The following is a 20,157-nucleotide window of genomic DNA, read 5'->3' on the forward strand; positions in this document are numbered from 1 at the left end:
TCTAAGGTAATTAAACCCCTAATTTCTTAGCAATTTCAGCAGGAATTCCTCCTTTGTTTACTAGTAATGCAGTAGTTTTATATTTTACGAAGTTCTTAGTTACAAACAAGAAACCTTTGTAGTCGTTTGTTTCTCCCCAAGAATTTTTTACGATATAGTATTCTTTTCCAGTTTGATCTTTTGCAAGACCAATAATGTGCATTCCGTGGTCGTCTGTTGTAGTGTAGTTATCAAACGCAGCCTGACGCATTTCTGGAGTAATTTCTGGTTCTGCTTTTGGTCCGTTAAACATGTCTGCTTTTTCTTCAGCCGTCATATCATCGAATTTTTTAGATGCTACATACGCTACACCGTTTTTCCAGCTAAAGCTTTTCTCGCTAACATCTGTTGCCCAAGCAACAGTGTATCCTTTTTTAAGTGCATTGTCAATAACGTCTGTCATATCGTTCACTTTTACGTTGTAAACTTGATCCAATGACCAGTTGTCTGGCACCATCATGGTTGTTTTTTGGTAGTACGGAGCGTTTGTAAAAGATGACATTTCTACATACTCGTCTGGGTTAATACCTACTACTTCTTTTGCAAAAGTTTGTGGCGTATAGTTTTTTCCTTTGTAAGTAAAGTTTTCTGGCACTTTTCCTAAGTAAGAATCAATAACAGCTGCGTACGCTTTTTGCCAGTTTGGAGTCAATTCTCCGTTAGGGTTTTTCACCACTGCTGCAAGAACACTTTCCATAAGAGCGCCCATTTCAGCAAATTTGTTTTTGTCTGTTCCGTAGTTTAATCCTGTATAAACTTCTCTTGGCACAGTTCCGTATTTTTTATACATATTAATTACATCGTGAAGAGCACCTCCGTCACCAAGCGTAATTGCTCCGTGCATACGAACATAGTTTACCCCTTTTTCTACATACACGTTTCTTGCAGAATAAATTTGAGATAGCTCAACTGGCTGTTTTCCTAAACGAATCATTTCTGACTCTAAGAATGAGTTTGTGGAGTAACTCCAGCAAGTTCCAGATGATCCTTGAGATTTTACCGATGTTGTACCTAGATTAATTACTTCTGTAAATTTGAAGTTCTCTTTACTTTTGTCGCTTGCATTTAGTTTAAGTGAATTTACTAAGATGTCTTGCGCAAAACAGCCTGCAGTTCCAGCCAAAAATACTGAAGCAGCAAACACTGATTTGAATGAAAATGTATTCATAATTTATGTTTAAGATTTAACAAAATTAGTCTCCAATGTTTCCAATTTGTTACAAAACAATTAAATATTATACAATTTGTGTAATGTTTAGTTGTTAATGTTTTCTTAACGGCATTAATTATTAAGGCATTTAACACAAAAAGCCTCCATAACGTATCATTGAGACTTTTTGTGGTTATTAATTTATAAATTAACTTCTTACAAGTTTTTTGCTTCAAAATCTATCGCATCCAGTTGCTTCCAAAAACAATATAGTAGGCCCACTCTTCTGGCCCTCTGGCAACGTCTACTCCCATTCGGAGTTTAAACTTTCTGGCAATAAGATATCTAAAACCGGTTCCGTAACTGTAAATAACGGGTTTGGCAAAAGCCTGATCCCAATCGTTAAAGGCGCTGGCGAGACCTCCGTAACCCACTAAACTCCATCGTCTGTAGAGATCCCATCTAAATTCTAACTCGCTCACAATACTGGTGTTTCCCATGTATCTCGCGGCCGGAATTCCTCGCATATTAATTCCTGGTTTTAAATAAAAAGGCGGACTCCCCAACGCCTGCTCCCCTTCAATCCTGAGTCCGCCAATTAGTGTTTTGGCCAAAGGATAATATCCAATTGCCGAAAAGTTAATACGCCACGCCTGATAATCGCTTCCCAGCGCTTTATCTGACCAGAAAAAATCGGATTGAAGCCGTATTCCTTTATCGGGCGTAAATATATTGTCACGTCCGTCAAACTGGAGCGCGGCTCCAAGCTGACTTATGGTGCTTTTTATGTCTTTTGGATCTACAAATGGCGGCGGAAGATTAAAGTCGGGCAGGTTTATTTTTGAGTTTAAAAACAAATACTGAGGTCCCACACTCCATTTGGCATTATTAAACTGTTTGAGCCATTGCGTATAAAAAATAGTCGATTTAAAGTTCAATTTAAATTCCTCATCTTTCTGATTGGGCAAGTTATTGGCATAAAAGGATAAATTCATATCGCCATAAGCCGCAAAAGCCCGGTACAGAATTTTAGGTTTTACCAAGGTTGCAGAACGGAAAGCGCCAGCCATCCAGCTTTTGTTGGCCGTATACATTCCGACTCCTCCTGTAATATCTGGATTTATAAATCGTTTTTTTCCGTTTTCGTCAATAACAGGAGCGCGCTTTTTTAGAAAAATTGGTGCAATTGCAGCCCCAAATCCTCCTACGGCAGGTTCTGTAATTATAGTTGGCACGACTATAAATCCGTTGGCATAAATAAGAAAATCGCTTAAATCGAAAGCTCCGTCTAGCGAATCTTTCATAACGGTATGATGCTTTTGAGCATTTAAAAAATTCAACGATACAATCATGCAAAGCAAAAACAGAACGCTTTCTTTTGTTGTTTTTTTGTTTTCCATACAGTGTTTATCGTTTTAGATTTAAATTTTCACTTCTTCAAAAAAAATCTCCAGCAATTATTTTTTCTTAAAACTGAATACGTGTGCCAGCGTAATAAAGAAAGTATTTCCTTGAAATCTATTTATTGCACTTACCTCTCCAATCCATCTAAAACCCGCCGAGGTCATACAGCCAAGATGCAAGTAATTCACCTCAGCGCCTAGTCCGCCAACTCGATCTTTGTCGGGTTCAACAACCAAAATGCTTCCTACTGGAATTTTATCGTCTGACACTTTATATTGCAGATAATAAATCAGACCCGCATTGAATATGCCTTTTGGTGCGGTTTTTTCGGCATTCATACAATAAAACGTTTTTCCCAAACCTCCTTCGATGCTTAAAATATCTCCTGTTTTTATATCGGTGTCTTTCTTTTTTCCGTTGATTTCATAAGAGGCTAAAGCTGAAAAATGAATTGTCTTTTTATCATTAAAGAATAAAGTTGTCCCTGCCGAAAACTCATTCATAAACATTCCTAAACCGCTATTATCGCTAGCTCCAAGTTCATATTTTCCTGTTGGCAAATACAATTGGTAACTGAATACAAAATCGGCTCTTTTATTGTGCCAGCCTAACTGAACGGGCTGTATGTACATATCTGTAAAAGCAAAACTGCTTTTAGAATCTACATAACTTCCTTGAATAGTATTAGACGCTCCTGCCAACAGAATTGTAGCACCGTAATTGGCTCCTAGAATTTTAAAATCAGTTACATAATTGGCTCCAGCACCTGTTATAAACATGGTAAGATCTGGATTGCCCATTTTATCTCCGTCAGCATTTCTTAAAGAAGATGCGCTATAAATATAGCCTGGAATGTAGACGCTCAACGTTTTCTCTGGAGCCTGAGTTCCAGATTGGAGACCCATTGCACCCAAAATATGTCCGCCTTTTAATTGAGCATTACTGTAAAAAGAAATCAATAAAAGCATTGCTGCATATATTGATCGGAATGTTTGTATTGAAAAAATTTTTTTTGCCTTCATGCTGAAATGTTTTAAAATAAATTAAGACTTTACAACCGCTGTCAACAACGCTATTTTGGAAGGGGATAATTTTATTTAAAATAATACGCTCCTTTATGATCCGGATTTATTCGTATGGTTTTAAAATATTCTGAAGGAGATTTTCCAGTATGTTTTATAAAAGCTCTAAAACAAGTTGTTCGGGATTTAAAACCAGACCCCCAAGCCATGCCTTCTAAGGATAAGTCTTTCCACTCGGGATCGTTTATTTTATCTTTAAAATATTCAATCCTTTTGAGATTAACATAATCCTGAAAATGAAGACCAAATTCGGAATTTATCAAATTGGATAAATGATGTACCGATATTCCTGTTTCTTCAGCCAAATCTCTTATTACAAAATCCTTTTTTAAGAATAGATTTTTGGTGTTTAAAACATGGTCAAGTTTTAAAAGATACTCTTCCTTCTTTTCTGATGTTAACTCGTTTGCGATTGGAATTATATTCTTGGTTTCTTTAGTTTTTACCACGACCGTATTATCTACAACAAAATCGAATGTCTCTTCTTCGTCATGGAAGATTTGAGGTTTGAAATAAAGCCAACCGACCGTAAAAAACAATACAGAAGAAATGAGAATGTAACACGAAAGATCTGTTGCCTCTACTTTTTGCAATAAAAAATGATGCACAAAAAGTGCCGAAAATAAAAACAAAATCATGAGATTATATACTCTAATCCAGTTAATTACTTTATTATGATGAAATTGGTTTCCTGTAAATTTTTTCAGATCATAGTTTAAAATCAACATGGTTTGAAAAAAGACATAGAAAAGCCAAATCGTCAGTGTTAAAACAGAAAATGGATTTTTGATTAATCCCGCAATATAATCGACCACTTTTATATTAGTGTAGCTTCCAACATAAACAAGGAGCGTTAAAAAGAAATAAATAGCAAATGGCACAAAATGCAGCCAGTCGTATTTTCTGAAACTTTTATTTAATGATAAAATGTTTCTAACGTACAAAAATGAGCAAGGAGCGGTTAAAAATATAAACGCTTTTGTGATGGTAAATAGATCTGGGAAATTTTTAAATAAATTGGCCGACAAATAAAAATTGTAGATACTTACCAACGCAAGACTCAATAAGAACATTCCCAAAAAGAAACTCTTTGAATAGTTTTTTTTGGAAAATAAAACCATAATTGCAGTAGCCAGGCCAGCAATTGTGGCTATAAAAAAGAAAAGGGAAAGTAAAATATCGATCATTTTTTTAAGCTTAAATTAGTAACAATTATTTTTCTTAAAATCTTAAAAATAGAATACGATGGGGGGGCGTATGCAGAAGTATAAAACATTGTACTTGCCAGACTTTGGCAAGTACAATGTTGGGCTGTAGTTATTTTTTAACTGCTCCCGGAGGAAAACCAGTTAATATTTTTTTGATTGCATCGTTGATGAATTGTTCTGGATTGTCTGGTTTACTGTCAATTTCGGCATTTCCGATTCCTTGCCAAACCAGCTTGTCTGTTTTTGAAGATACGATGTCTATAATTAATGATCCATCAACATAATCGTAAGAGTTAAATGTTGTGGTGCCGCCACCCATCATAGCACCGCCACCCCAATATCCATACGGACGATACATTCCGCCATAGCCATAAAAATTACTATCGGCTGTTACTTGAGTTTTATTTTTTAAGATAGAAACGGCATTCACTTTTAAATCAGGATTGCTGGATTCTGTAAATCCTTTTGCAAGCATTTCATTTCGGATTGCTTTTGCAACACGATCAACATTTAACTGATTTACCTGACCTTGCTGCGCTTTTAAGTCATAAACCGCAAAAGTTTTGTATTCGCTGAAGTTAGCAGAATGATCATAATCAGTTGTAACTTTTACAGTTGGAGAGCAACTGTAAAACAAACCCAAAAATAAGACTGGGAGTATACGAAGACTTGTTCTTTTAATATTCATGTTGTGGTATTTATTAAATTAATAATTAAATCAGTTTAACTCGAATGTATTAAAATCGTAAAAATCTTGAACGGAGGGCAAAATGTATTAATAATTGTCAGAACAACACAAAGCCCTACTAAACAATTACTTAGATCACTCTCAAAGATAAATCATTTTATTTAATTAACAGTATTAAATAAATAAAATCTTACTTTCTATTTTCTAGGGTTATTTTGTTCAAAATTTAAAGATTTTTTTTTTGCCTAATTTACCTTGTACAGCTACATCATTATCTGTATGATGCTTATTAAATTTCTGCAGCGATAGGCAATTTTCCGTGTTTTATTGCTTCCAGCATTTTGCTGTAATCCGATTCGTTTTGATCGGCGTACAAAACTGAAAACTCCGAAATGGCATTGGCAAATTCGTTGTTATCTCCAATATAGCCAGAAATCAGCGAAGGATCTCCCGAACGTGCGTGAGCTCTTGCAAGTGCCCATCCGCAGGCTTTGGCGTACTCTGCCATGTTTTTAGGTTTCATCACTTCTAGCACTGGTTTTACTTTGGCATCTCTAAGCTGGCGTATGTAGAAGAACTTGTTTTTGCTGTCGTCTGTCCAGCCCAGAAACATATCAGATGCCGATTGCATTAGTTTTTGTCCCATTACAATTCGTTCGCCCTGATGACTGTATTTTCCCTTTATTTTTACATTTCCTTCCAATACGCTTTTTCGGGCTTCTTTAAACTGTAAAAAAATAGGTTCTCCAGATGCCGACATCAGCAAGCTAATGCCGCACAATGTTCCAACGCTGCCAACCCCAACAACTTTTATGACTATATCATGAAGCTTATATCTGCTTAGCAAAACTTGTTTTTCTTCTGAAAGGGATTCTAAATATCTATTGTGTATAATTTCTCCTTCTTTAGCAACTTGTTTTTCAAGATCTCCTGTTGGATGAAATATTAAAGGCGGATCATCTTTTATACGTGCTCTGGCTCCATCAAAATAAGTCATTTTGGCAAACTCCTTTTCATGAGCGGTATATTCTGATGCTTTTTTAATTCTCTTCTGGTCAAATTCTTTAAAGTCTTTGTCATGGCCTAATTCAATCAGTTCTGCCAGATCAATATCGGCATACCAAATTTGAAGCGCCGAGAGTTTACTATAATCCAACATGTGCCTTTTGTAACTGTCGGCCACATTAAACGCAAATTCTTTACAATTTTTATGGGAAAATTTTCGCCATCTCCCTGCGATAACAAAACTGGTTGCAAGTCTTTTCACATCCCATTCCCAAGGTCCTGGATAAGTTTCATCAAAATCATTAATATCAAAAACCAGTTTCCGTTCTGGAGTTGCAAATCCGCCAAAATTCATCAAATGGCAATCTCCGCAAAGCTGTAAATTTATTCCAGATATTGGAGTGTGAGCCAAGTCGGCAGCCATGATAGCAGCGGCACCTCTATAAAATGAAAAAGGAGATTCCATCATTCTTCTGTACCGAATAGGCAGCAGACTTTCAACCCTTCCCACACTGGTCTGAATTAAAATATCTACTGGATCTTTTCTGTTTTTAAAAGAATTCCATTCTCCATGCTTCGCTAAAGGGATTTTCTTTCTAATAGAAGCCCCTTTGTCATAACGTTCTGCCTTTGATGCTATCGGATTAAATGCGGTTTCGGCTGTATGTTTTGAATCTTCTTCCATAATTCCGATAAATAAAATTAAAAAGACCTTTAAACTTCTTTTATTATTGTGGAAATATAAAGGCTACGACTGCTCTTAATCCCCAATCTGGTCTTATGCTTGAATGCCCAACAACCGGAATTAAAGGCATAACCGCAAACTGCATGGTCTGACCTCCTAATTTTGTAATGGCGCCAACGTTTGGGCTAACGGTAATAAGAGTTGTTTTTCCTTCCCAGTTTTGGGTTATTTCTGAAGTGATTCCTAAACTTGCACCGCTTTTATAACTATGTGTTAGAAATAATTGCGTGTAAAACTGATTAAAATCTGCTCTGTCGTCATTTCCTGCAACAGACCAAATTTGATTGGCTAGAAAACCTATAGAAAGTCCTTTTCCTTGATGCATGACCAAAACGCTGGGTCCAATTCCAAACTTTTCTGTTCCTAAAAGTTGCTCTGTAGCCGTTGGTACCAAAAAAGCAGGACCAACTCCCAAGATAATTCCCTTTGTTTTAGGAGCAAAAAATGCTGTGACTGTTGCATCGCTCAAACCAAACTCATGTGTGTTTTCTCCCGTAACATCCTGCTGATCTACAACTGGAAGAATATAACGCGTAATTAAATTTAAATTTTCACTCAACTTAAAAGGAACAACTGGCTGTATATTGATCTGATATTTTGATCCATTATAAGCACCAATCCCATAAGTGAGATTATTTTGCAGCGGAACACTAATTAAATTTGCCACAGGGTTGGCCATTTTATCGGCGAGTTCCTGTGCACTATTTCCTGACTTTGGCTCTTCTTGTGCAAAAGATCCTAGTGAAATTGCAAAAAACAGAGTACTGAAAAATAATTTAAGGTCGATAAAATGCTTGTTTTGTTTCATGAATTATATTTTTAAAAGTTCTATCTCTTTCAAAATCAAATTATTTATCAGCGAAAACCTGTTTCCAATCGTCTTTCACGCTTATTACATGATATTTATATTTTGCTGCCGTATTTAATGAAAGATTATCTTTTTCCTGATAATTGTATTCTCTAATGGAGTCATTATGGTTTACAATTAATTGAAAAGATGGATATTTACTTCCAGAAGAATATCTTAACATGGCAAGATCTCCTGCTCCGCCTTCATTTCCGCAGGCAAAAACAGGTCTTTGACCAATGTGTAGCTGTATGCCAACAGGTTTTCCTTCTTTATCATTAAAATGATCTAAAGCTGGCTCTCTTAAAACTGCATTTTTAGCATCATCAAATTTGTATTTGAAAGACGTTCCCACAACTTGATCTTTTGGAATTCCGTAGAAATCCTGAGATATTGCTCTAACCACTTCAACCGTTCCGCCAGTAACAATGAAAGTTTTGAAACCATTTGCACGCAAATAATTCAAAAGTTCCAATTGAGGCTGGTATCTAATTTGTTTTACTGGAACATTTTTACCAGGATATTGTGCTGTTTTAAAAAAATCATTCACTGATGCTTCAAATTCATCTTCTGACATTCCGGTATGAGTTGCTGCAACAAGTTCAATAAGTGCTTTATCGCCTCCTTTTTCAAAAAACGTTTTGTCTTTTTCTACAACGGCTTTAAATGGCTGTTTTTCAGCTAAAGCAGGATTGGCTTCAACCATTTTTTTTACTTTATAAAAAGCAAAAAGCTCTTGTACGTATGGTTTTTCTGCCCATAGAGTTCCGTCGTTATCAAAAGTTGCAATTCTGCTTTCTACCGGAATAAAATCCGGACTTCCTTCTTTGGTTACTTTTTCAACATAAGCGATAATCTCTTTTTTTAAAGCTCCGTCATTCCAGCTTGGCAACGGATCGCCGTTATTTGCGGTAGTTTCTGTTTGTTTATTTTCTGCTGGAGAAGTTAAGGTGTCGGACTTTTTACAGGACAAGAAAAACAACACCACCATAGGTAATAGGTATATACTTTTTTTCATGATGTTTTTATGTTAGCAAAAGAGATTCAGATTTGAACCTGAATCTCTTTTTAGATTATTTATTTTTTCTTTTTTGAAACTGCCTCTTCTTCTTTTAACTTAGGTAAAACATTTTTCTCTACATATTTTTGCGCTTTGATGTCTTTCATTGCTTCTTCCATAATAGTATAAGCAGAGAAACTTGGCGGAATTGATCTTGGAGGATATTCTTTAAATGTCTCTGCAAATGCAACCACATCTTGAATTGCACCGTACATTAACTGTACATGATTTAGCTGCCATTCCCAAAATGAATTAGAAGTTATATCTGCTCTCTCAAAAGGATCTTGATACAAATTGAAAATCTTTTGTAAACGTAGTTTTGTAAACGGTTCTGCCCAAACTCCCATTGTACCTTCTAGTCGCTGTTCTGCAAAAACATACTTATAATCCCCTTCTCTTAAACCAACTAAAAGTCCATCATCATCTGTATAAAAGAATTTTTCTCTGAAACTTTTTTCTGTCTTCCCTTCTAAAAATTTACTTTGATCATAACCATCTAAATGCACCTTATAGGTTTTTCCATTTGCTGAATATCCCTTTAAAAGTTTATTCACAATATCTGGTTCACCTGCGATTGAAGCGAATGTAGGAATCCAATCATTATGGCTCATCAATTCTGTAGTTACAGTTCCTGGTTTGATATGCCCTGGCCAGCGTACAATACATGGTACACGGAAAGCCCCATCCCAGTTCGTATTTTTTTCTGAACGGAAAGGTGTCATCGCACCATCAGGCCAAGTATTCATGTGAGGTCCGTTATCTGTAGAATACACTACAATAGTATTATCAGCAATTCCTAACTCGTCTAGTGCTTTTAAGATACTTCCAATAGTTTCATCATGCTCAATCATACCGTCGATATATTCACTATCTCCGTGAGTATATCTGCCTCTATGCTCAGCTCTTACGTGTGTACGAAGGTGCATACGAGTTGCGTTAAACCAACAGAAAAATGGCTTTCCCGAAGCGCTTTGTCTCTTGATAAAATCAATTGCTGCGGCAGAGGTTTCATCATCTATAGTTTCCATTCTTTTTTTGGTAAGAGCTCCAGTATCTTCAATTTTTTGTTTTCCAACTCTTCCAAAACGAGGATCTGTAGTAGCGTCATCAGCATTTGTTGCAGTACATTTTAAGACTCCACGTGGTCCAAATTTTTTCAAATATTCTGGATCTTTTGGATAATCTGGCAATTCTGGTTCTTCTTCAGCATTTAAGTGATACAAGTTTCCAAAGAATTCATCAAACCCATTAACGGTTGGCAAACTTTCATTTCGGTCTCCAACGTGGTTTTTACCAAATTGACCAGTCACATATCCTAAACTTTTCATGATTCCTCCAACAGAAGGGTCTAACTGACTCATTCCCATTGGTGCCCCTGGAAAACCTACTTTTGTAAGCCCAGTTCTTAAACCGTGCTGTCCTGTTAAGAATGCTGCACGCCCAGCTGTACAACTCTGTTCTCCATAATAATGTAAAAAACGTAAACCTTCATTGGCTAAGCGATCAATATTTGGGGTAGTATATCCCATAAGTCCATCACTATAAGCACTTATATTAGTAGTTCCAATATCATCTCCCCAAAGCACTAGAATATTTGGCTTTTTGCTCTGTGCTGTAACAGAAACTCCCGTAAAAAACAGCAATGCAAATACTCTCAAGGTATCTGCAAATCCGTACTTAAATTTGATTTGTTTCATGATAATAAAAATTCGTTAATGATACTTATTTATATGAGTTTGAAAAGCAAAAAAATAAATAGGAAAAATGGTAAACTTTGAAAAGGCATTTCTAATCTGGGTTGCATTTTTTTGAATGTTTCAAATTCATTTTTTTTTTAAAATCTGAAACAAAATATTTTTAACTTTTTCTTAAGTATCTCAAATTTAACTAGTAAAAAAGCGAACTCTTGAATTTATTCGGCATGAACTTGTTTCATTTTATAATATGAAACAAGAAAATTGGAGAATTTGCACCAAAATGTTTCATTTTCTAAAATGAAACACATCAAAACATCAGAAAAATCTAGAAGTTATGTTTTAATTTAAAAAAAGGGAAAAAAGAGGGAAATAATGATTGGAGTTTATTTTTTGAAGAACTATTTTTTTAAAATGACCTAATGAGACAAAAAAAATCTTCTGTTTCAGGTAAAATTTTAACAAATTGTGAGAAATTCGATTTTAGAAATATCCTCTAAAAGACAAAATAGCTAAATCAGGAAAGCAAATGAAGTTTTGCACAAACAGGCTAAAACAAAAAAAAGCCGCTTACAGAAGCGGCTTTTTTTAAATTATTAAAGAATAAATTATTCGATTTCAGAAACTCTCATCGTATTAACCATTCCTTTATCTTTAATTGGCATTGCAGCAAGGTTAATCAAATAATCTCCTTTTTGTGCATAACCTTTTTCGATTGCAATTTGATTTACATCTGTTACAGTATCATCTGTACTTTCTTCATTATCATAGTAGAAAGATTTAACTCCCCATAATAAATTCAATTGTGTTAAGATTCTTCTGTTTGAAGTAAATACTAAAATGTGAGCCGTTGATGGTCTCCAAGCTGAAATTTGGAACGCTGTATAACCACTATTAGTTAGCGTACAAATTGCTTTAGCTTCAATTTCGTTAGCTAATAACGCTGCTTGGTGGCAAACTGTTTTAGTAACAAAACGTTTAGTTTTAATTTGTGGTGTATTTTGAGGCACTTGAATAAGCGGAGAGTTTTCTACAGCCTCGCAAATTTGCGCCATTCTTTGAATTACTTGTACTGGATAGTTTCCTGTAGCAGTTTCTCCAGACAACATTACAGCATCTGCGCCATCCATTACAGAGTTTGCAACGTCATTTACTTCTGCTCTTGTTGGAGTTAAGCTTGTAATCATTGTTTCCATCATTTGTGTAGCAACGATAACCGGAATTCTAGCTGTTTTAGCTCTTCTGATCAAATCTTTTTGTACCAATGGAACTTCGTGAGCAGGAAGCTCAACACCAAGATCTCCACGAGCCACCATTAAACCATCACAATATGCTACAATTTTGTCCATGTTCTCAAGAGCTTCTGGCATTTCAATTTTAGCAATAATTGGAATTTTAACTTCTGAATGTTTTGCAATTAACTCTTGCAAATCTTGTAAATCGCGTGGAGTTTTCACGAATGAAAGTGCGATCCAGTCTACTTTTTGTTCGATTGCAAAAATAGCATCTGCAATATCTTTTTCTGTTAAAGCTGGTAAAGAAATTTTTGTGTTTGGAAGATTAACTCCTTTTTTAGATTTTAATTCTCCACCTTGAATAACTTTAGCAACAACCTCTGTTTTTTTATCCGTTGAAACGATTTCAAAAATAAGTTTACCATCGTCAAGCAAAATACGCTCTCCAACATTTACATCATTTGGGAAATTTTGATATTTCATAAATGCTTTTTTTGCATTTCCGATAATATCTTCTGCAGTTGTAAAAGTGATTTCATCACCATCATTTACCACAGTTCCTTCTTCCATTACACCAACTCTAAGTTTTGGTCCTTGCAAATCTCCTAAGATTGCAGTTGTGTAACCAAACTCTTCGTTTAATCCTCTAATAATGTCGATTTTTTCTTTTACTCCTTCGTAATCTGCATGCGAAAAATTGATTCTAAACACATTAACACCTGCATCGATCATATCTTTAATGATCTCTCTTGTACTACAAGCGGGGCCAAGTGTAGCAACAATTTTGGTTTTCTTGTTTGTTAGCATTTTTTTTAAAAAATTAGATTGTTTTTTGATTTTATTTTGTCTGTATCAACGGCATAAATAGCCGCAATACTTTCTATTGTGTTTAATTTTTGTTGAATTTCTGAAAAATTAAGCGCCTCTTCGCTATTATCAATTTTCAGGAAAAAATCGACTTTTTTAAATTCAGGAAGTAAATGAATTGTTGTAGAAACCTCACTTGTTTCATTAGAAAACAAATTCTGAAAATCATTTGTACTCACAGAAATGATTTCATTTTTATTCTGAATTAAATTCCAGGAAACAGCTTTTTCTTCATCATAATAATAGAATCTTGAAAAATTTGCTTCACCTTCCTTAGTTTGAGCATGAATCTCGTTTTTGCTCTTACTTAAGTTGATCGGAAGGATTTTATTGATAAAATAGGCTAATCTATAATCTTCTAATGAAGTATGAATTGCCATTAAATAATAATCAATTTCGTCAAATTCGTCTAAATCCAATTTATGAATAGCCATGTCTTGAAAAATCAAGTTGTAAATATACTATTTCTAAACGGAGCATCAACAGTTATGACATGCTTGTTTTGTTAAATTATAAACGAAAACGTTGTAGCCTTGTGATAGTTACAACATTTTTGCAGCTATTTCTTGTCAATTTTCTCTTGAAATGCAAAATAAGCTCTTTGCGATGCTTTTTCTTCTGCTTTCTTTTTTGATGTTGCGCGCGCTCTTGCGACAACTTTATCATCAATGCTCAATTTGACACCAAATAAACGCTGGCCGTCTATACCATTGTCTTCAAAAATGTCATAATGAAAAACTCTTTTTTCCTTCTGACACCATTCGATAACAAGGCTTTTATAACTTATAACTTTTCCTTCTAGTCGAGCAATATCGACATAAGGAGTAACTACTCTTTTCTGGATGAATTTCTCGCAAAAAGAATAGCCTTTATCTAAGTAAATTGCTCCAATCAAAGACTCAAAAATATTACCATGAATGTTTTCTCCAAAGTGCTGAATGGGCACTTTACTTTCTACAAACTGTACTAAATTTAAATCTTTTCCTAATTCGTTCAAATGTTCTCGGCTCACAATTTTCGAACGCATTTTGGTTAAATAACCTTCATCGCCATTTGGAGCTTTATTAAATAAATGTGCAGCAATAACGGCACTTAACATCGCATCTCCTAAAAATTCTAAGCGTTCATAATTTATAGGATGCCCATTTTGATCTAATTTATTAGAAGAGCGATGCGTGAAAGCTCTTCGATAAAAATCAACATTTGTAGGCGGAAAACCAAGAATTTTCTGAATAGTGTCAAAAAAAATCCCGTCTTCTAGAGAACGGGATTTAGAAAATATTTTTTTGATAATATTCATATACAGAAAATTAATCAGCTAGTTTTTTAAACAATACGCAAGCATTGTGTCCACCAAAACCAAATGTATTACTCATAGCAACATTTACTTCTCTTTTTTGAGGTTTGTTTAGAGTAAGGTTTAAAGATGGGTCAATGTTTTCGTCAACAACTGTATGGTTAATCGTTGGAGGAACAATACCGTGTTGCATTGCCAAGATAGAAGCAATTGCTTCAATAGCTCCGGCAGCACCAAGTAAGTGTCCTGTCATAGATTTTGTAGAGTTGATGTTGATGTTTTTAGCATGCTCACCAAAAACTTTACTAATTGCTTTTAACTCAGCAACGTCTCCTAATGGAGTAGAAGTTCCGTGAGTATTGATATGATCAACTTGATCAGGTGTCATACCAGCATCTCTCAATGTGTTTTCCATTACTGCGATAACTCCAATTCCTTCTGGATGTGGTGCAGTTAAGTGGTAAGCATCAGATGACATACCTCCACCGCCAATTTCGCAGTAGATTTTTGCACCTCTTGCTTTAGCATGCTCATAATCTTCAAGAACTAAAGCTCCTGCTCCTTCTCCTAAAACGAAACCATCTCTAGTTGCGTCAAAAGGTCTTGAAGCCGTTTCTGGGCTTTCGTTTCTTGTAGATAAAGCGTGCATTGAGCTAAATCCTCCCATACCAGCAATTGTAACTGCAGCTTCAGAACCACCAGAAACAATAACGTCGCACATTCCTAAACGAATGTAGTTGAAAGCATCGATTAATGCATTTGCAGAAGATGCACAAGCAGAAACCGTTGTATAATTTGGTCCCATATACCCGTTACGCATAGAAATATGCGCAGGAGCAATATCGGCAATCATTTTAGGTATAAAGAAAGGATTGAACTTTGGAGTTCCATCGCCTTTTGCATAGTACAATACTTCATCCTGAAAAGTTTCTAAACCTCCAATTCCTGCTCCCCAGATAACACCAACTCTTTGTTTGTTTACGTTATCATTTGTGATTCCAGCATCTTTAATAGCTTCGTCACTGGCAGCAATTGCATATTGTGCAAACTTATCTAATCTACGAGATTCCTTGCGATCCATGTAATCTTCAATATTGAAGTTTTTTACTTCGCAGGCAAATTTCGTTTTGTGTTTCTCGGTATCATAATATGTGATCGGAGCGGCTCCGCTAACTCCATTCACAAGTGCATTCCAATATTCCTGGATATTATTCCCAATAGGAGTAAGTGCACCTAATCCTGTTACAACAACTCGCCTTAATGCCATAAATATGTATTTTGTGTCTTAAACAAATAAAACCCATTGCTTTCTTAATCGTATTGCTACTTAAGAGCCATGGGTATTTATATAAATATATCTTGTTTGATTGAAAATCAATCGAAATTTAAAAATTTAAAAAATAATAACACCCGACTCTTAAAAATTTCAAATTTCAAAAATCAAATTCCAATTGGAATTTGGAATTTCAAAAATTGGGATTTTTAGAAATCGGGTGTGGTATTATTATTTTTTTGCTTCTTCGATATAAGAAATAGCTTGACCAACAGTAGCAATGTTTTCTGCTTGATCGTCTGGAATTTGAATATCAAATTCTTTTTCGAATTCCATAATAAGCTCAACAGTGTCTAATGAGTCAGCTCCTAAATCATTAGTGAAGCTTGCTTCTGTTACAACTTCGTTTTCGTCAACACCTAATTTGTCTACGATAATCGCTTTTACTCTTGATGCAATGTCTGACATAATCTTTAATTTTAGAATTTAATTTGTTGGCAAAAATAAAAAACTTTATTTTAAAACAACTATTTAGTTTATAAATGTGACACTAATTTATAAAATTAATTTCAAGAAAGGTCTTTTAAAGCTATTTATTTTCGATTTTTATTCCGTTTTTTGCAGTCTTAAAATACACAACTCTATGAAAAAAATCATCGTTTTCGCCTCAGGATCAGGAACTAACGCAGAGAACATTATAAAATATTTTTCGAACACCAAAATTGCAAGGGTCGTTTCGGTCTTTACAAATAATGCTTCGGCAAAAGTGATTGAAAGAGCAAAAAATCATCAAATTCCAGTCGAAATCTTCTCAAAAAGCGAACTTTTAGAAAGAAACGTACTACAAAAAGTGCAAGAAATCGACCCGGATTTAATAATCTTGGCTGGCTTCTTACTAAAGTTCCCAGAAAACATAATCGAACAATATCCAAACAAAATAATTAATATTCATCCTGCGCTTTTACCTAATTATGGAGGTAAAGGAATGTACGGAATGCATATTCATAGAGCAATTGTAAATAATAAGGAAAAAGAAACAGGAATCTCGATTCATTATGTTAATGAAAACTATGATGAAGGCGCTATTATCTTTCAAGCAAATGTTGCGTTGACAGATGAAGATACTCCAGAGACGGTTGCAGAAAAGATTCATGAACTGGAACAAAAACATTTTCCAGAGATTATTCATAGAATCCTTGAGGAAAATTCTAAAATTTAAATCCCAAATTCCAATTTTAGATAGGCAGTAAATCTGCAATCTAAACTCTATAATCTAAAATAAATGAATCACGAAGTACATATATATACAGATGGCGCAGCAAAAGGAAATCCTGGCAATGGAGGTTACGGCGTGGTAATGGAATTGGTTGGCACTCCTCATAAAAAAGAATTTTATGAAGGTTTTCGTCTTACTACTAATAATAGAATGGAACTTCTAGCCGTAATTGTAGGCTTAGAAAAACTCAAAAAACCCAATATGAAAGTCCTTGTAGTTTCTGATTCTAAATACGTCGTAGATTCTGTCGAAAAAAAATGGGTTTTTGGCTGGGAGAAAAAAGGATATAAGGATAAAAAAAATCCAGATTTATGGAAACGTTTTCTAATTGCCTACCGCAAACACCAAGTCGATTTTAAATGGATTAAAGGACACAACAATCATCCGCAAAATGAGCGTTGCGATCAATTGGCTGTTATGGCATCTATGCAACCAAAACTTTCGGTTGATGTTTATTACGAAACCATAGGATCTAAAGAATAAAAAAACGCATCAATTACTTGATGCGTTTTTTGTACTTACTTTATTTCTTATTTACTCTTTATCCAAATCTTTTGCTGTTTTAAATCCAGTCAAAAGTCCGATTCCTGCCATAATGAAAATGATTGATGGATAAACCGCTCCATCGTTTAAAGAGGTGTAAGTTGTAATTAACAGCGCAAGAAAAATTCCAACACCGCTACCTATTAATAAGAATGCTAGATTTACCACAAAGATTTTCCAAGCTGGAACTCCATTTCCTTTTCCTTGAATAAAAATACTGGCATCTACTCCTTTTTCTATAAGAGCCAGACGCTCTCTGTTTCTTGTTGAATAAATAAGATAAACAATTCCGAAGATCATTAAGAAAAAGCTAATTGGAATTAAAATTTTGTCGTCCATGATATTTTACGTTTTTAATTGATTGATATATCCAATATGACGAGGGTTTTTAAAATCAGGTTACAAGTTTTGATGAAAAATTTCAAATTTTAAATTTCAGATTTCAAAACTAATTGATAATCAGTTAATTTTGGCTTGAATTTATTCATCGCTACAACTTTGTCAAAGTTTTAAACTTTGACAAAGTTCAACTCTATACTTTATTATATATAAAGATTGGAATTTGGAATTTAAAAAGTTTGGAATTTATTTTCAATTTTCTTGTAACCTAAACAAACAACCTATCGTCCTATATAATATGAGCACAATACCTGATCAACATTATATCGATAAAATTCTGCAAGGCGAGACCAATGCGTTTGCCGTTCTTGTGGATCGTTATAAGGATATGATCTTTACTTTGGCTCTTAAAATGGTTAAAAACCGAGAGGAAGCGGAAGAAGTTGCACAAGACACTTTTATAAAGATTTATAATTCGCTGACGAAATTTAAAGGAGAATCTAAATTTTCGACTTGGATTTATAAAATTGCTTACAATACTTGTCTAGATCGTTTAAAGAAAAATAAAAAAGAAGATTTAAATATTTCTATTGATGATTTTTCGTCTCATTTAATCAAAACAATGGACAATGCTTTGAGTGCCTTGGAAGAAAAAGAACGAAAGCAAACCATTCAAAAATGTTTAAATTTATTACCCAGCGACGAAAACTTCCTTTTAACCTTATTTTATTTTGATGATCAGAATTTAGAGGAAATCGGAAAAATAATGAACATTTCGGCCAATAATGCGAAAGTAAAATTATTTAGGAGCCGACAGAAATTAGCTGTAATTTTGAGACAGCAGTTAGAACCAGAAATAATAGAATGCTATGAGAGAGAGCGATAAAAATATAGAACAACTTATTGAGAAAATGATGGCTGAAGAAAAACTACAGTCACCATCAATAGATTTCACTTCAAAAATTATGGCAAATGTTCAAATTTTAGAAGAGAAAAAATTGAAAGCATACAAGCCTTTAATTTCTAAACCAATCTGGATTTCGATCGGCTTGGCGGTAGCGGCATTAGTAATTTATGTTTCTCTATTCTCAGTTTCACAAACTGATTTCAAAATTGACGAAGTCGGGAAATTATATTCTGATAAAATGTCAACAGCGTTTTCAGGAATTCATTTCTCTAAAAATATTTTGTATGCCATTTTAATTGTTCCCATTATGATTTTGATTCAGGTTGGGATTTTGAAAAATTATTTTGATAAGAAGTATCAACTATAGATTTAAAAATGAAAAATAAAACGGCAATATTTAAACACTCTTTAAGAGCAAAAAAAACATATACATATTCTCTTTTAATATTGCTGTTTTCTATCACTAATTATGCATCAGCAATTCCATCAAACTTTACTACTAAAGAAGTAAAATTTGTCACTGAGGGAGTTTCACTCGCTGGAACTGTTTTTATACCAAACAATGTGCAAGCAGCTGTTGTGATTGTTCACGGATCTGGGCAAGAAAAAAGAATGATAGATTTTGCTACAACTCTAGCCAACAATGGAATTGCCGTTTTAACGTATGATAAACGTGGAGTCGGAGAATCAGGCGGTATATATGCCGGACCTGAAGTAGGAACCAACAATGTTGATTTCTCAAATCTAAATCTTTTGTCTTTAGACGCGAGTGCTGCTGTAAATACTTTATCTAAATCTCTATCCAATAATAAAATACCAGTCGGTTTAATTGGGGGCAGTCAAGCTGGATGGATAATTCCATTGGCTGCAGAGAAAAATAAGAAAGTCAAATTTATGACCATCTTTAGCGGAGCTCTTATAACAGTTAAAGAACAATTGAGATTCCAATTTTATACAAATGGAGATAAAAATTTTTGGGATACACATTCAGAAGAAGAAGCGAGAAAACATGTATTTAATGATCCAGACAAATATGAGTTTATTGACACAGATCCTAAAGACGTACTTGCTAAAGTATCAATTCCGGGATTTTGGATTTTTGGAGGCAAGGATATTCAAGTTCCTGCGAATCTTTCCATCGAATATCTTAAAGTATTAAAATCTAAAGGAAAACCTTATGAGTATAAATTATTTCCAAACTTGGGTCATAATACCGCATTTTCAGACGATGAAGAACCTATGAAAGATGCTATCAATTGGATTAAAAATAAAAAAACAAATTAAGAAATCATGCGCAAGAATTTTTCGTGTTTCAATCGAAAAAGAAAATCCTCTTCATTTAGAAAAGTAAGATAGAAGAATCACTTGTAAATTATTCGCAATTATTTTCAAAAAACTTGCAATTTAAATCTAAAAAACATATTTTAATCTCATTAAAAAATCAATTTTAACCAATTCATTTACAATAGTTTTACTCCGAAATCGTTGTCATTTTTTT

General features: G+C 34.3%; 20 protein-coding genes. 5 read left to right on the forward strand and 15 right to left on the reverse strand.

The annotated features are described in order from the left end of the window. Positions 1–10: 10 nt before the first annotated feature. From AC3Y25_RS02640 to AC3Y25_RS02705, 14 genes are all read right to left on the reverse strand, one after another. Positions 11–1,207: a C1 family peptidase gene (locus AC3Y25_RS02640; protein WP_482503487.1), complete on the reverse strand. Its 1,197-nt coding sequence runs from the start codon at positions 1,205–1,207 to the stop codon at positions 11–13. A gap of 221 nt (positions 1,208–1,428) precedes the next feature. Next, positions 1,429–2,589, reverse strand: coding sequence for a BamA/TamA family outer membrane protein (locus AC3Y25_RS02645; protein WP_489901644.1), 1,161 nt, complete (start codon positions 2,587–2,589; stop codon positions 1,429–1,431). A gap of 57 nt (positions 2,590–2,646) precedes the next feature. After that, positions 2,647–3,615 (reverse strand): SphA family protein, encoded by a 969-nt coding sequence (locus tag AC3Y25_RS02650; RefSeq protein WP_489901645.1) that lies wholly within the window; start codon positions 3,613–3,615, stop codon positions 2,647–2,649. A 71-nt stretch (positions 3,616–3,686) separates the two neighbouring features. Then, positions 3,687–4,862: a helix-turn-helix domain-containing protein gene (locus AC3Y25_RS02655; RefSeq protein ID WP_489901646.1), complete on the reverse strand. Its 1,176-nt coding sequence runs from the start codon at positions 4,860–4,862 to the stop codon at positions 3,687–3,689. Between the two features lie 130 nt (positions 4,863–4,992). Next, positions 4,993–5,571: a DUF4136 domain-containing protein gene (locus AC3Y25_RS02660; RefSeq protein WP_095930698.1), complete on the reverse strand. Its 579-nt coding sequence runs from the start codon at positions 5,569–5,571 to the stop codon at positions 4,993–4,995. 289 nt (positions 5,572–5,860) lie between these two features. Continuing rightward, positions 5,861–7,261: a DUF2252 domain-containing protein gene (locus tag AC3Y25_RS02665; RefSeq protein ID WP_489901647.1), complete on the reverse strand. Its 1,401-nt coding sequence runs from the start codon at positions 7,259–7,261 to the stop codon at positions 5,861–5,863. Positions 7,262–7,304: 43 nt separating this feature from the next. Next, the gene (locus AC3Y25_RS02670) at positions 7,305–8,129 is read right to left on the reverse strand and encodes a hypothetical protein (RefSeq protein WP_489901648.1); all 825 of its coding nucleotides are present in this window, start codon (positions 8,127–8,129) and stop codon (positions 7,305–7,307) included. A 40-nt stretch (positions 8,130–8,169) separates the two neighbouring features. Next, positions 8,170–9,186, reverse strand: a complete 1,017-nt coding sequence (locus AC3Y25_RS02675) for an HAD family hydrolase (RefSeq protein WP_489901649.1) — start codon at positions 9,184–9,186, stop codon at positions 8,170–8,172. 59 nt (positions 9,187–9,245) lie between these two features. Next, positions 9,246–10,925, reverse strand: a complete 1,680-nt coding sequence (locus AC3Y25_RS02680; protein WP_489901650.1) for an arylsulfatase — start codon at positions 10,923–10,925, stop codon at positions 9,246–9,248. Positions 10,926–11,530: 605 nt separating this feature from the next. After that, positions 11,531–12,964: a pyruvate kinase gene (gene pyk / locus AC3Y25_RS02685; protein ID WP_095930693.1), complete on the reverse strand. Its 1,434-nt coding sequence runs from the start codon at positions 12,962–12,964 to the stop codon at positions 11,531–11,533. Positions 12,965–12,969: 5 nt separating this feature from the next. Beyond that, on the reverse strand, positions 12,970–13,458 hold the full coding sequence (locus AC3Y25_RS02690; RefSeq protein WP_095930692.1) for an IPExxxVDY family protein: 489 nt from the start codon (positions 13,456–13,458) through the stop codon (positions 12,970–12,972). 125 nt (positions 13,459–13,583) lie between these two features. Next, positions 13,584–14,324, reverse strand: coding sequence for a ribonuclease III (gene rnc / locus AC3Y25_RS02695; RefSeq protein ID WP_095930691.1), 741 nt, complete (start codon positions 14,322–14,324; stop codon positions 13,584–13,586). 10 nt (positions 14,325–14,334) lie between these two features. Next, complete coding sequence (fabF, locus tag AC3Y25_RS02700) at positions 14,335–15,588, reverse strand: beta-ketoacyl-ACP synthase II (protein WP_250834532.1); 1,254 nt, start codon at positions 15,586–15,588, stop codon at positions 14,335–14,337. A 237-nt stretch (positions 15,589–15,825) separates the two neighbouring features. Further along, entirely contained in the window at positions 15,826–16,062 is a 237-nt protein-coding gene (locus AC3Y25_RS02705) for an acyl carrier protein (RefSeq protein WP_007137004.1), read from the reverse strand. Between the two features lie 175 nt (positions 16,063–16,237). Here AC3Y25_RS02705 and purN point away from each other — a divergent pair, with 175 nt between their 5' ends. Both purN and rnhA read left to right on the forward strand, forming a co-directional pair. Beyond that, the gene (gene purN / locus AC3Y25_RS02710; protein WP_489901651.1) at positions 16,238–16,813 is read left to right on the forward strand and encodes a phosphoribosylglycinamide formyltransferase; all 576 of its coding nucleotides are present in this window, start codon (positions 16,238–16,240) and stop codon (positions 16,811–16,813) included. A gap of 63 nt (positions 16,814–16,876) precedes the next feature. Further along, on the forward strand, positions 16,877–17,353 hold the full coding sequence (rnhA, locus tag AC3Y25_RS02715; protein WP_111368508.1) for a ribonuclease HI: 477 nt from the start codon (positions 16,877–16,879) through the stop codon (positions 17,351–17,353). 51 nt (positions 17,354–17,404) lie between these two features. On the opposite strand, the gene AC3Y25_RS02720 is transcribed toward rnhA, so the two are convergent. Continuing rightward, positions 17,405–17,752 (reverse strand): DUF6249 domain-containing protein, encoded by a 348-nt coding sequence (locus AC3Y25_RS02720; protein WP_095930687.1) that lies wholly within the window; start codon positions 17,750–17,752, stop codon positions 17,405–17,407. A 298-nt stretch (positions 17,753–18,050) separates the two neighbouring features. On the opposite strand from AC3Y25_RS02720, the gene AC3Y25_RS02725 reads away from it, so the two are divergent. From AC3Y25_RS02725 to AC3Y25_RS02735, 3 genes are read left to right on the forward strand one after another with little or no spacing between them, the layout of a single operon-like run. Beyond that, the gene (locus tag AC3Y25_RS02725; protein WP_095930686.1) at positions 18,051–18,638 is read left to right on the forward strand and encodes an RNA polymerase sigma factor; all 588 of its coding nucleotides are present in this window, start codon (positions 18,051–18,053) and stop codon (positions 18,636–18,638) included. After that, positions 18,622–19,026, forward strand: a complete 405-nt coding sequence (locus AC3Y25_RS02730; RefSeq protein ID WP_489901652.1) for a hypothetical protein — start codon at positions 18,622–18,624, stop codon at positions 19,024–19,026. Before AC3Y25_RS02725 ends, AC3Y25_RS02730 begins: the two co-directional genes overlap by 17 nt. Before the next feature lie 8 nt (positions 19,027–19,034). After that, the gene (locus tag AC3Y25_RS02735; RefSeq protein ID WP_489901653.1) at positions 19,035–19,943 is read left to right on the forward strand and encodes an alpha/beta hydrolase family protein; all 909 of its coding nucleotides are present in this window, start codon (positions 19,035–19,037) and stop codon (positions 19,941–19,943) included. Positions 19,944–20,157 lie beyond the last annotated feature (214 nt).

It is taken from the genome of Flavobacterium sp. LK-23 (assembly GCF_058135255.1).